The 13,127-nt window shown below is 69.6% G+C and carries 12 protein-coding genes; 3 read left to right on the top strand and 9 right to left on the bottom strand.

Going from position 1 to position 13,127, the window contains the following annotated elements:
- Positions 1–173: 173 nt before the first annotated feature.
- From fae to AC27L4_RS21275, 9 genes are all read right to left on the bottom strand, one after another.
- Positions 174–713 carry a formaldehyde-activating enzyme gene (gene fae, locus AC27L4_RS21315; protein ID WP_487144365.1) on the bottom strand — a complete coding sequence of 180 codons (540 nt, stop codon included), beginning with the start codon at positions 711–713 and terminating at the stop codon, positions 174–176.
- 35 nt (positions 714–748) lie between these two features.
- On the bottom strand, positions 749–2,047 hold the full coding sequence (locus AC27L4_RS21310; protein WP_487144364.1) for a DUF3422 domain-containing protein: 1,299 nt from the start codon (positions 2,045–2,047) through the stop codon (positions 749–751).
- A gap of 113 nt (positions 2,048–2,160) precedes the next feature.
- Positions 2,161–3,819 (bottom strand): Na/Pi cotransporter family protein, encoded by a 1,659-nt coding sequence (locus AC27L4_RS21305; protein WP_487144363.1) that lies wholly within the window; start codon positions 3,817–3,819, stop codon positions 2,161–2,163.
- Positions 3,820–4,009: 190 nt separating this feature from the next.
- Positions 4,010–4,828, bottom strand: a complete 819-nt coding sequence (locus tag AC27L4_RS21300; RefSeq protein WP_487144503.1) for an MBL fold metallo-hydrolase — start codon at positions 4,826–4,828, stop codon at positions 4,010–4,012.
- A gap of 40 nt (positions 4,829–4,868) precedes the next feature.
- Positions 4,869–5,669, bottom strand: a complete 801-nt coding sequence (locus AC27L4_RS21295) for a TatD family hydrolase (RefSeq protein ID WP_487144362.1) — start codon at positions 5,667–5,669, stop codon at positions 4,869–4,871.
- Between the two features lie 189 nt (positions 5,670–5,858).
- Entirely contained in the window at positions 5,859–7,412 is a 1,554-nt protein-coding gene (gene metG / locus AC27L4_RS21290) for a methionine--tRNA ligase (protein WP_487144361.1), read from the bottom strand.
- A 24-nt stretch (positions 7,413–7,436) separates the two neighbouring features.
- Positions 7,437–8,477 carry a DNA polymerase III subunit delta' gene (locus AC27L4_RS21285; RefSeq protein WP_487144360.1) on the bottom strand — a complete coding sequence of 347 codons (1,041 nt, stop codon included), beginning with the start codon at positions 8,475–8,477 and terminating at the stop codon, positions 7,437–7,439.
- 9 nt (positions 8,478–8,486) lie between these two features.
- On the bottom strand, positions 8,487–9,155 hold the full coding sequence (gene tmk / locus AC27L4_RS21280) for a dTMP kinase (RefSeq protein ID WP_487144359.1): 669 nt from the start codon (positions 9,153–9,155) through the stop codon (positions 8,487–8,489).
- Positions 9,152–10,309 carry a D-alanyl-D-alanine carboxypeptidase family protein gene (locus AC27L4_RS21275; protein WP_487144358.1) on the bottom strand — a complete coding sequence of 386 codons (1,158 nt, stop codon included), beginning with the start codon at positions 10,307–10,309 and terminating at the stop codon, positions 9,152–9,154. Before AC27L4_RS21275 ends, tmk begins: the two co-directional genes overlap by 4 nt.
- Before the next feature lie 83 nt (positions 10,310–10,392).
- Here AC27L4_RS21275 and AC27L4_RS21270 point away from each other — a divergent pair, with 83 nt between their 5' ends.
- From AC27L4_RS21270 to hspQ, 3 genes are all read left to right on the top strand, one after another.
- A complete protein-coding gene (locus AC27L4_RS21270; protein ID WP_487144357.1) occupies positions 10,393–11,562 on the top strand; it encodes a UbiH/UbiF family hydroxylase in 1,170 nt (389 codons plus the stop codon).
- A gap of 52 nt (positions 11,563–11,614) precedes the next feature.
- Positions 11,615–12,520 (top strand): lysophospholipid acyltransferase family protein, encoded by a 906-nt coding sequence (locus tag AC27L4_RS21265; RefSeq protein ID WP_487144356.1) that lies wholly within the window; start codon positions 11,615–11,617, stop codon positions 12,518–12,520.
- Positions 12,521–12,603: 83 nt separating this feature from the next.
- Positions 12,604–12,936, top strand: a complete 333-nt coding sequence (gene hspQ, locus AC27L4_RS21260; RefSeq protein ID WP_487144355.1) for a heat shock protein HspQ — start codon at positions 12,604–12,606, stop codon at positions 12,934–12,936.
- Positions 12,937–13,127: the final 191 nt, after the last annotated feature.

Raw genomic sequence — 13,127 nt, 5'->3', positions numbered from 1 at the left:
TTGCCGCAGCCCATGAGCCCATGCCGGGCGTCGACGGTCCGGATCGAGCCGATGATCGGAGCAGCAGGGGCTTCGGATCAAATTCGCATAAGATATATTATGGAACATTATTCTGCCCGGCCCCTGGGCAGGTGGCGGGCGGCCCGCTCCTGGCTGACCGCCGAGCCGCGGCCTCAGTACTCGACGACGCCGTCGAGCGCGTAGTGCTTCACGGTCTTCCGGTTGGCGATCAGCTCGTCGATCGTCGGTTCGCCGGTCATGGCGCGGCGGATGGCGAGCTTCGTCGCCTCGTAGTTGGTGCGATAGAGGTCGGCCTTGTCGAGGTTCGGATCGCTGGCGCAGCGCGGGTCGAGCCAGATCGTGACGATGATGCAGATCCTGTCGGTCTGGTCCTTCGGCAGCACGCCCTCGATGACGCAGTCGATGATGGCGTCGCCGGTCGCGCCCTGCACGACGCCGCCGAGAAGCTCGACATAGGCGCCGTTATGGATCGTCGCCTTGGTCGTCATCATGGTGGCCGGGCGGACAAGCTGGTTGAGGTCGCGCACCACGAACATACGGGTATGGCCGACCGTCTGGCCGAGCATGGCCGCGAAGCCGTGGCCGACCGGCCCGTCGACCGAGCCGATCAGCACCTCAGGCATGGCGTCGGTGTACTGGCCTTCCCTGGCGAGCACGGTCGCCTCGCCGGTGCGAAAGATGATGTCGGTCATGTCATTGCTCCTGTTCAAGGTCCATTCGGGATGCGTCATGGAACATGGTTGTGGTGGCGGACGCGGCGGATGATGAACCAGCCGACCGCCGCCACCACGAACGGGATCGCGAATGCCGTCGCGACCTCCTGCTCCACATGGAGGCCGAGCACCGGCAACAGGCCGGCCATGTGGCCGATCAGCCCGACGACGTAGTAGCTCACGGCGGCAATCGACAAGCCCTCGACCGTGTGCTGCAGCCTGAGCTGCAGGCGCGTGCGCTCGCTCAGGGTCGCCAGGATGTCGCGGTTCTGCCGCTCCAGCTCGATGTCGACCTTGGTGCGCAGCAGCTGCGTGGCACGCGCCAGCCGGCGCGACAGGCTGCTCTGGCGCTCCTCGATGGCGGCACAGGTCCTGAGCGCCGGCGCCATCCGGCGGTTCAGGAAGCTGCCGAGCGTCTCGCTGCCGGCGATCTCCTCGGCGCGGATCGCGCCGAGCCGGCCCTGGACGATGCCCTCATAGGCCCGGGTGGCGCCGAAGCGGAACTGCGACGCGGCGACGCCGGCTTCCAGTTCCGCCGCCAGCGCAGCGATGCGGTCGAGCAGTTGCTGGTTGGCGTCAAGCCCTTCGGCAACCGTCATTTCGCGCGTCACCTCCATCAGGCTGCGCTCGATCCGGCTGGTCGGCTCGCTGAGCCTCTGCGCCTCCGGCAGGCCGAGCAGCGCCAGCAGCCGATAGGTTTCGAGCTCGAGCAGGCGCTGGGCCAGCGCGCCGGCCCGCATGGCATCGAGCCCGTGATCGACGATCAGGATGCGGACGAAGCCGTCCGCTCCGGCCTTGAAGTCTGTGGCGATCCGTGCGGCGCGGCTTTCCGCCGTCATGGCGCAAAGCGAGCTGGAGTCGAACACCTGGCCGAGCTCCGGCGCCGCGTGTGCGCTGACGAGCTGCAGGTCGATCGAGACCAGGTGGCGGCCGGGCTGGGCCACCAGTCCCATCAGCCAGGCGAGCTCGCCGGCCGCTCGTGCAAACAGCGCCCCGTCGCCGGCGTCGCCGAGCTGCCAGCAATAGGTGGTGAACTCGCTGTGCTGCTCCCAACGCAGGATCCTGTCGCTGAATTCGACCCGGTGGTGCCGGACGCCGGCACGCGGCGGCTCGACGCCGCGCTCGGCGCAGAAGCGCGCCAGCGCCGCGCGGTCGGCCTTGGCCTCCCCGGCATCGGTCAGGAAGGCGAAATGCAGCAGGCGCCGCGGCGTCTCCAGCGGACGGAACGGGCGGGCATGCACTTCCTCCAGCACCACGCCGCGATGCTCATGCGGCCGCAGCGTCACGGCCTTGGGCGCTTGGGAGCCGTCCATGGTCTGTCCTCGGGAGATCGGGCAAGGAATGCCGGGCGCCGGTAGCATTTGCCGGGAACCCTGCCTCGTGTCGAGATGACAGGAGCGCCCTGCCCTGCGGCCATCCGACGCCGTCAGGCGATGTCGCGGGTTCGCAGCCGCGACGTCGAAAGCTCGCCGCCGGCCTCCAGGATCGGATAGGCCACCGCGGTCAGGTGGGCGACGATGCGCTTGAGGTCGCGGATCACGTCCATATGCAGTGAGGACGTCTCGATCGAGGCCAGCTTGCCGGCCCGCAGCCGCGCAAGATGGCTCTCGGCGGCGGAGCGCTCGAAGCCGCGGATGTGGTCCTTGGCCTCGACCAGGCGGCGCGCCATCTCGACGTCCTGGGTCATGAACACGGTGATCGCCAGGCGCATCTGCTCGACGGTCTGGCGGTGCAGGGCCCGGATCTCGGCCCAGCCCTCGGCTGAAAAATGCAGTCCCAGCCGCTGCTTCTTGGCCGCGAGCTCCAGCAGAGTCTTGTCGAGGATGTCGCCGACATGCTCAAGGTTGGTGGTGAACAGGATGAGGTCGAAGGCCTTGCGGGCGATCTCCTCGTCCAGCGGCGTGCGGGTCAGCCGCGTCAGATAGAGCTTGATGCTCTCCTGCAGCTGGTCGACCTTGAAGTCGAGACGACTGATCTGCTTGCGCCGGGCGTCGTCCGCCTCCTCGAAGGTGACGATGGCTTCGCGCAGCATCACTTCGACGATCTCCGCCAGGCGCATCACCTCGCGCGAGGCTGCGACCAGCGCCACCGACGGACGCTCGAAGTCCGCCTCGTCGAGCAGCGACAATTGCTTGTCCTCCACCGGCTCCTCGGGTTCCGGCATCAGGCGCTCGAGCAGGCGCGCGGTGGTATCGACCAGGGGCAGGAAGAGCAGGGCCAGGAGCAGGTTGAAGGCGCTGTGGAAATTGGCGACCTGCCGCGCCGGATCGACACCGAGCGCGCCGAGGCGGGGGGCGATCCAGGCGAGGGCGGGCAGCAGGACCAGCGCGCCGGCGAGGCGCGTCGCCAGGTTGCCGACGAGCGCCCGCTTCACCGCGATCGGCGCCCGCAGCGACAGGCCGAGCGGCGCCAGCCCGGATCCGACATTGGCTCCGAGCGCCAGCGTCAGCGCAAGATGCGCGTCGATCACCCCTGCCCCGGCCAGCGACATCAGCAGCAGCAGGATCGCCACGCTCGAATGCACCAGCCACGCCAGGGCCGCGCCGATCACCAGCGCCAGAGCCGGCTGGCCGGCAAGCTGCTGGAAGACCAGGAGCAGCACCGGATTGGCCCGCAGCGGCCCGGCAACCTGGGTCACCAGCCCGAGCGACATGATCATCAGCCCGAGGCCGATGCCGATCCGCCCGACATTGCGGACAAGCGGCGAGCGGCCGGTCATGAAGGCGACCACCCCGGCGAGAATCAGGAGCGGCATCAGCGCGCCAAGATCGAAGGACAGGGCCTGGACCACCAGGGTCGTGCCGACATTGGTGCCGAGCAGCACCGCCAGCGCCATGGCGAGGCTGAGGAAGCCGCGCTCGACGAAGGACATGGCCAGGAGCGTCGATCCGGTCGAGCTCTGCAGCAGCGTGGCGACCCCCGCCCCCGCCAGGCAGGCCCGCACGCGGTCGGCCGTCGCCTTGGCGATCACCCGGCGGAGATTCTCGCCGAAGGCCCGCATCACTCCGGTCTTGACCAGGCGGGTCGACCACAGCAGCAGGGCGATGCCGGCGAGAAGATCGAGCAGATAATGGTGTCCGACCATGCGCAGAACTCCTCGGACCAAGCCCCCATGTCATCCGCGACCGGCGGCTTGGAGACGGCCGCCGGCCGGTTCTCCCTCCGGCGGCGGAAGGGGACGAGGGCAGGGGGCGAGACGGCGTCAGCTGTCCCGACGCGAGTCCCCTGCCCCCGTCAATATAGGATAACGTCTTGGAGTTCCGAAGTTTCTGTTGTCACAATCCGTCGTCTTCCGACGCGGGAGCGACGAAGTCGAGCCGCATTCCGTCATAGGCGGGCTCGACATGCGGCGGCAGCTGCGCGCGCAGCGTCGCATAGTCCATGTCGGTGTGCATGTTGGTCAGGATCGCGCGCTTCGGCTTCAGGCGCTCGATCCAGTCCAGGGCTTCGGGCAGCGACCAATGGCTGGGATGGGCTTGCGGACGCAGGGCGTCGACGATCCAGATGTCGAGGCCGCGCAAGGCTTCGAGGCTTTCCTCCGGCAGGCCGTTGACGTCGCTGGAATAGGCGAGATTGCCGAAGCGAAAGCCCAGCGAGTCGATGTCGCCATGGTGCTGGCGGAAGGGCAGGGCCGTCACCGGCCCCCCTGCCCCGCCGATGGTGATGCTCGTCCCCATCGGGCGCAGCCTCAGGATCGGCGGATATTGCGACCCCGGCGGGGTCTCGAAGCAATAGCCGAAGCGATGGCGCAGCAGCGCCGCCGTGCGCTCGTCGGCATAGACGTCGACCAGCCGGCGCTTGTAGATCGCCAGCACGCGCAGATCGTCGATGCCATGGGTGTGATCGGCATGCTCATGGGTATAGAGCACGCCGTCGACCCATTCGACGCCGGCGTCCAGAAGCTGGGCGCGCATGTCCGGCCCGGTGTCGACCAGGACGGTGGTGCGCCCTTCCGGCGTGACCTGCTCGACCAGCAGCGAGCAGCGCCGGCGCCGGTTGCGCGGTTCCGCCGGATCGCAGGCGCCCCAGCCATAACCGATGCGCGGCACGCCGCCGGACGACGCGCAGCCGAGGATGGTGGCGGTCAGGGACACCGGCATCCGCCCCGCCTGCCCTGCCCCCTCGATGCGCCGGTCATGCCGCCACCTCGCTCCCGGCGGGCCGCGTCATCCTCGAGAACAGCCGGAACGTGTTCTCGGTGGTGATGCGGGCGATCTCGGCTTCGCTCACGCCGATGGTCTCGGCCAGCACCCCGGCGGTGTGGGCGACATAGGCCGGTTCGTTGCGCTTGCCGCGATAGGGCATCGGCGCGAGGTAGGGCGCATCCGTTTCCACCAGCAGGCGGTCGCGCGGCACCTCGCGGGCGATGGCGCGCAGTTCCTCCGAGCGCTTGAAGGTCAGGATGCCGGAGAACGACACGTAGTGGCCGAGAGCCACGGCGCGCCGCGCCAGCTCGGCGCCGGAGGAAAAGCAATGCAGCACGGCGGAGAACGCCCCCTGCCCCATCTCCTCCTCGAGGATGGCGGCCACGTCCGCATCCGCCTCCCGGGCATGGATCACCAGGGGCAGGCCGGTGCGGCGCGCGGCGGCGATATGCCGGCGAAAGCCGCGCGCCTGCACCTCGCGCGGGCTGTTGTCGTAGTGATAGTCGAGCCCCGCCTCCCCGATCGCCACGACCTTGGGGTGCGCGGCCAGGGCCAGGATCTCCTCGAGCGGGACGTCGTCCTCCTCCGCGGCATGGTGGCAATGCGTGCCGACCGAGCCGAACACGTCGTCATAGCGCTCGATCAGCGCCTTGATCTGGTGGAAGCGGCGCACGCGGGTCGAGATGGTGATCATGCGCCGCAGGCCGGCGGCACGGGCGCGGGCGACGATGTCGTCGACCTCCGGCGCGAAGTCGGGGAAATCGAGATGGCAATGGCTGTCGATCAACATGGCTCTGTCGGGCCTGGAGCGCTGTGCGATTTGACGAAATCGCGCCAAGTCGCAAAGACGCGTCGAAACAAGGAGTTGGAGCAAGGCGCGCTTCCACTGAAACACGCTTTGCTCCGGCATGCCGACGGCGGCGCAGCCGCGTCGGCCACGCCGCCATGTGTCGGAAATCGGCCGTGCCGACGGCCTGCGTCACGCTGCGGGCGGCGCTTCCACATAACGCGGGAACACGCCCTTGGGCTCGGGCAGCTCGACGTCCGGCGACAGCCGGCCGTCGGCGCCGAGATGGTCGAAGTTGCGGGCCTCCTCCGGCACGGCCAGCAGGTCGAGCAGCGCCGCCGCGCTCGCCGGCATCACCGGCTGGCACAGGATCGCGACCTGGCGCACCACCTCGGCGGTGACGTAGAGCACGGTTTCCATGCGCGCCGGATCGGTCTTCCTGAGCTTCCACGGCTCCTCGGCGGCGAAGTAGCGGTTGGCCTCGGCCACTACGGCCCACATGTCGGCCAGCATGGTGTGCAGCGCGAACTGGAACATGGCATCGCGCGCCTTCCACACCAGTCCGTCGGCCGCGGTCAGCAGATCGACGTCGGAGGGCAGCAGGTCGCCCGGGCTCGGGATGCGGCCGCCGCAATTCTTGGCGATCATCGACAGTGAGCGCTGCGCCAGGTTGCCGAGATCATTGGCGAGGTCGGCGTTGGAGCGGTTGACGATCGCCTCGTGCGAGCAGTTGCCGTCCTGGCCGAACGGTACCTCGCGCAGGAAGAAGTAGCGGACCTGGTCGACGCCGTATTGTTCGACCATGGCGAAGGGGTCGACGACGTTGCCGACCGACTTCGACATCTTCTCGCCGCGGTTGAACAGGAAGCCGTGGGCGAAGACGCGCCGCGGCAGCGGCAGTCCGGCCGACATCAGGAAAGCCGGCCAGTAGACGGCGTGGAAGCGCACGATGTCCTTGCCGACGATGTGGGCGTTGGCCGGCCAGTAGTCCGCGCGATCCGCCGCCTCGTCGGGAAAGCCGGTGGCGGTGAGGTAGTTGGTCAGCGCGTCGACCCAGACATACATCACATGCTTGGGCGCCCCGGGCACGGGGATGCCCCAGTCGAAGGTGGTGCGGCTCATCGAGAGGTCGCGCAGGCCCGACTTGACGAAGCTGACCACCTCGTTGCGCCTCTCCGCCGGCCCGACGAAATCGGGATGCGCCTCGTAATGGGCCAGCAGCCTGTCGCCGAACTTGCTCAGGCGGAAGAAGTAGCTCTCCTCCTCCACCCATTCCACCGGCGTGCCGGTCGGAGCGCGGCGCTTGCCGTCCTCGGCGACGGTGAGCTCGGACTCGTCGTAATAGGCTTCGTCCCGCACCGAGTACCAGCCCGAATAGGTGGACAGATAGATGTCGCCGGCCTCGACCATGCGGTTCCAGATCGCGGTGCAGGCCTCGAAGTGCCGCTCCTCGGTGGTGCGGATGAAGTCGTCATTGGAGGCGTTCAGCGCCTCGGTCAGGTCGCGGAAGACCTGCGAGTTGCGGTCCGCCAGCTCCCGGGCGGTCGTGCCCTCCCGAGCCGCGGTCTGCAGCATCTTCTGGCCGTGCTCGTCGGTGCCGGTGAGGAAGAACACGTCATAGCCATCGAGCCGGCGGAACCGGGCGATCGCATCGGTGGCGACGAGCTCGTAGGCGTGGCCGATATGAGGGCGTCCGTTGGGGTAGGAGATCGCCGTGGTGATGTAATACTTGTCTTGATCAGGCATACCGGAAACACCTCCCGTCGGGAGTCAGGACTTTGACGCTCGAGCGAGCATGGAGAGGGTTGAGAGAACGAATGGCTTGCGCTCGAGGTTGAAAACCTCCACGTCGCGTGCCGCCTCCCTGGCTTTGTCCCATACCTCTGCCCAGCGTGCAAGGCGATGGGCCGGCGCGCCGCGTTCCGCCAGCAGCCGTTCGTGCAGCCAATCCTCCAGAAAGGTCAGAAGCAGCGAAAAATTGGCGTCGCCGGCCCGACCGGCACAGCGGTCGGCCAGGGCATGGGCGGCGGCGGTGTCGACCTCCGGCAGCCGTTCGAGCAGTGCCAGCAGGGCCTTGTGAACGGCCACGCCCTCGCCATCCGCCAGGGTCAGGGCGCGCCGGACGCTGCCCTGGGCGATGCGGGCCCCCTCCTCCAGGGCCGCGCCCGGAAGGTCCGGCCGCGCCAGTGCCGCGGCCCGGACGGTGTCGTCGCAGCCGAGCGCCTCCAGCATCAGCTTGCGGCAGCGCGAGCGGATCGTCGGCAGAAGGCGTCCCGGCTGGTGCGAGACGATCAGGAACAGGGCCCGGGACGGCGGCTCTTCCAGCACCTTGAGCAGAGCGTTGGCTCCGGCGGCGTTGAGATCGTCGGCCGCGTCGACGATGGCGATGCGCCAGCCCCCTCCCCCAGCCGTGCTGCCGAAGAAGCCGACGGCGTCGCGGACCGCGTCCACCTTGATGTCCTGGCCGAAGGTCTTGCGGTCGTCGTTCAGTGTGCGCCGCAGCACCTTGAGGTCGACATTCGACTGCACCGTGACCTGACGCGCCGCAGGGGCGTCAGGAGGCACGGACAGGTCGGTACAATGGGCGATGCGCGTGGGGTCCGGGTTGACCAGCACGAATTTCGCCATGCGATAAGCCAGCGTCGCCTTGCCGATGCCCTCCGGGCCACCGAGGATCCAGGCGTGATGGATCCGCCCGGAGCGATAGGCGTCGAGCAGAGCCTGCTCGGCCGCCGGGTGGCCGATGAGCGCCGTGGTCTCCCGCGGATGCGGGGCGCCCTCCAGGCGGTCGATCTCGGGCGTGTCGCTCACGGCAGGTCCTCAGCTTCCGAGCCCCAGCCGCTCGGCGACGATGCGCAGCACCTCGGCGGCGACGGCGTCGACGTCGCCCGCCGCGTCCACCACGGCGCAGCGCTGCGGCTCCGTCCGGGCGATGGCGAGGAAGGCATGGCGCAGGCGCTCGTGAAACACCAGCCCCTCGCTCTCGAAGCGGTCGGCCGCCCCGCCGCGCGCCCGCGCCCGCTTCAGCCCCTCGGCCGCGGGCAGGTCGAGGATGATGGTGAGATCGGGCCTGGTGTCGGCCAGCACGATCCGCTCCAGGGCGCGGATCAGCTCCGGCGCGACATTGCCGACCACGCCCTGATAGGCGCGGGTCGAATCGGCGAAGCGGTCGCACAGCACCCACCGGCCCCGGGCCAGTGCCGGGCGGATGGTCTCGCACAGATGGTCGTCGCGCGCCGCATAGAACAGCACGGTCTCGGCGAACGGGCCGTAGGGCTTGGCACCGCCGGAGAGCAGCACCTCGCGCAGGGCCTCGGCGCCGGGTGAGCCGCCGGGCTCGCGCGTCACCACCGGGTCGAGGCCGCGCTCGCGCAGCGCTGCGGCGAGGCGCCGGATCTGGGTCGACTTGCCGGCTCCCTCCCCGCCTTCGAAAGTGACGAATCGCCCGGGCGACGGCGCCCGGTTCGTGCTCGCTGCATTGCCGCTCACGATCGTGCCGCTCCGCCCCGGACCAGGCCGACGCCGAACTCGTAGAGCGCTCCCAGCGCCCGCTGGCCCAGCCCTCCGACGGGCACGTCGGCGGCGGCCTTCAGCGGAATCTCGAGGGCGACGACGCCCTCGCGCAGCACCTGCAGCCGGCCGACCGCGTCCCCGGCCTTGATCGGCGCCGGCACCGGACCGTCATAGACGATGCGCGCCTCGAGATGATCCTTGGCGTCGGTGCGCACCAGCAGCGACACGGGACCGTCGGCGACCAGCGGCACGGTCCAGCGGGTGCCGCCGAACACCCTGGCCTCGCCGATGGTCTCGCCGGCGGCGAAGGTTTCCTTCAGACCGAAGGAGGCAAAGCCCCAGTCCAGGACGCGCACCGCCTCGGCGGCCCGATCCTTGACCGATTTGAAGCCGTGCATCACCAGGACGAGGCGGCGCCCGTCGCGCACGGCGGAGGCGGCGAGGCCGAACCCCGCGGTCTCCGAGGCCCCGGTCGCGCCGCCGTCGGCGCCCGCGGCCAGCAACGGGTTGCGGTTGAGCTGGCGGATCTTGTTCCAGGTGAACTCCTTCTCGCCGTAGATCGCATAGAGCTCCGGCCGCTTGGCGATGAGATGGCGCAGCAGCAGGGCAAGGTCGTGGGCGGTGGTGCGCTGTTCGGGATCGGCAAAGCCGGTGACGTTGCGAAACACGGTGTTGCGGAGGCCGATCTCGCCGGCGAGCCGGTTCATACGCTCGACCAGCGCTTCCTCCGATCCGGCGATGCCCTCGGCCAGGATCAGGCAGGCGTCGTTGGCGGCCTGCACCATGACGCCGCGCAGCAGGTCGGCGACGCGGATGCGGCTCTTGAGCGCCGCGAACATGGTGGCGCTGCCCGAGGGCGCCCCGCCCTTGCGCCAGGCATGCTCGGACACGGGATATTCGGTGTCGAGCGTGGTCTCGCCCTTGGCCAGGGCTTCCCCCACCACGTCGACCGTCATCATCTTGGCCATGGCCGCCGGCTCGATCGACTGGTCGGCGTTCTTGGCGAGCAGGGTCATGCCCGAGGTGACGTCGACCAGCAGCGCCACGGGGGCGCTGGTCTGGAACGGCTCGGCGCGCGCGGCCGGCGCGGCAGCGAGCAGGAGACACGTCAGGGCGAGGATACGAAGCACGATGCCGAACCGTCGAAGAAACTCTCGGAAATGCCGCACGCCCTCTTCACCGCGGAGGGCGGAGCGGCTACGCAGACCCCACCATGGATGAAACCGTCCCCAATGCAATCCTGATCGTCGGCGCCGGCCCCGCCGGACTCGCCGCCGCGCTGGTCCTGGCCTCGCGCGGCGTGGCGTCGACCCTGATCGGGCCGCCGGCAGATCCGGCGGACACCCGTACCACCGCGCTGCTCGGCGGCAGCGTCGCCGCGCTGGAGGCGGTCGGCGCCTGGGAGACGGCCCGACGCCACGCTGCGCCGCTCAGAGTGATGTCGATCGTCGACGCCACCGGGCGGCTGCTGCGCGCTCCGCCGGTGGCCTTCGACGCGGGCGAGATCGGGCTGGAGGCCTTCGGCTGGAACATTGCCAATGGCGACCTCGTCCGTGCCCTCGGCGAGGCCGCAGCACTCGACCCGCGGATCGAGCGCCGGATGCAGCGGGTCGCGGCCGTGGACGCCGGGGAGAGCGGCGTGCGCATCCGGCTCGATGACGGCGACGAGCTCGTCGGCCCGCTCGCCGTCGCCGCCGACGGCAGGGCCTCTCAAACCCGCGAGGCCGTGGGCATCGCGGTCTCGACCTGGAGCTATCCGCAGTCGGCGCTGGCGCTGAACCTCGAGCACGACCGGCCGCATTGCAACGTCTCCACCGAGTTCCACACGGAAAACGGGCCCTTCACCCTGGTGCCGCTCGGCGACCGCCGGTCGAGCCTGGTCTGGGTGATGCGGCCGGAGGAGGCCGAGCGCCGCCGCATGCTGGAGGACGAAACTCTGGCCGGGGAGATCGAGCGACAGAGCCATTCCCTGCTCGGTGGGATGCGCATCGTCGGTCCGCGCTCCGTCTGGCCCATGGCCGGCCTCGCCGCGCACCGCCTCGCCGCCGGCCGCGTCGCCCTGATCGGCGAAGCGGCGCATGTGTTTCCGCCGATCGGGGCCCAGGGCTTCAACCTGACCATGCGCGATGTCTCGGCGCTGGCCGACGCCGTGGCGGGGGCCCCCGATCCGGGCGACCCTGCCGTGCTCGACGCCTATGCCCGGGCGCGGCGCGGCGACGTCGCCGCGCGCACCGCCATGGTCGACCTGCTCAACCGTTCGCTGCTGTCCGGCTTCCTGCCGCTCCAGGGCGCGCGCGGCCTCGGGCTGCATCTCCTCGACCGGATCGGACCACTGCGCCGGCTGGCGATGCGCCAGGGGCTGGCGCCGGGCCTGCGTTCTTGACGGCGATCCCCCCCTTGGCTACGCGCCGCGACAAAGCAGTCGGGAACAGGGCGTGAGCGACGAAACGGTCCGGCGACGGCAGAAGAAGCCCAGGTGGCGCCGCCGCGTGCGCTATGTCGCCGAGTATGCCGGGCTGCGCTTGGTCGGCGTCGTCATGCGCGCCCTGCCCATGGACACAGCGTCCGGCTTCATGGGCTGGTGCTGGCGGACGGTCGCGCCGCGCCTGCACCGCCATCCCCGCGTGCTGGCGCATCTGGCCATGGCCTATCCCGACAGCACTCCGGCGGAACGCGAGGCGATCGCACGCGACATGTGGGCGAATCTCGGCCGGGTCTTCGCCGAGAACTTCTTCGTCGACCGCCTGCTGGCCGACGGCCGCGTCGACGATCGGGTCGCCTCGCTCCTGGCCGAGCTGAAGGCATCGGATCGCGGCGTCGTCTTCGTCTCGCTTCACTACGGCAACTGGGAACTGGCGATCACGCCGACCCTGACGGCCGGGATCAAGACCGCCGGCATCTACCAGCGGGTCAAGAACGACTATGTCGAGGCCTTCCTGATGGAGCAGCGCCGCGACCGCTATCCGCGCGGCCTGTTCGCCAAGGGCGCGGATATCGCCCGCAAGCTGATCCGCATCGCGCGCGAGGGCGGCGCCATCGCCATGCTCGCCGATCTGCGCGACCGCAGCGGCCATGCCGTGCCGTTCTTCGGCCTGCCGGCGCCATCGACGATCTTTCCCGCCCTGCTGAGCCGGACGACCGGAGCCTCGCTGGTGGCGGCGCGCGTCATCCGCACCGAAGGCGTCCGCTTCGTCATCGAGGGGCATGTCATCGACGTGCCGCGCACCGACGACCGCGATGCCGACATCCTCGAGGCGACGCGCCGGATCCAGGAGCAGTTCGAAGCCTGGGTGCGCGAGCACCCTGAACAATGGATGTGGGCGCACAGGCGCTGGGGCTGAGGCGCGACGCCATGCGCCTTGATCCAGGGCTGCCGGGCGCGATAAAGCTCCGGCGCGCTGTCATGAGACGGACATACGAGACCATGCACAGGGTACGCGAAGCCAAGTTCGCCATCGGCCAGGTGGTACGCCACCGGGTCTACCCGTTCCGGGGCGTCATCTTCGACGTCGATCCGGAATTCTCCAACACGGAGGAATGGTGGCTGGCCATTCCCGAGGATGTGCGCCCGACCAAGGAGCAGCCGTATTATCACCTGTTCGCCGAGAACGAGGAAACCGAATACGTCGCCTATGTCTCGGAACAGAACCTGGTGATCGACGACAGCGGCCAGCCGGTCCGCCATCCGCAGGTCGCGACGCTGTTCGACCGCAGCAAGGCCGGTGTCTATCGCGTCAAGGCCGCTTCCTGCCATTGATCGGGAGCGGCGGGAACGGCCGATCCGTGCCGTCGCGCCGCCAGGCTCAAGGTCAGCCCCGAAGGGTTGGCGGGCCAGCACGTCCCGTCGACATCCCGCACGCTGGCGTCGATCGGTTCCTGCCCGATCGCAAGGATCCCCCCGCGCCCTCGGCAGCCCCACAGGCCTGCCCCTGAAACAACGACGGCGCG

Source organism: Labrys sp. Lb11, from assembly GCF_057554225.1.
Note: the sequence above shows the minus strand (reverse complement) of the source record. Positions and strands in the feature narration are given on the sequence as shown.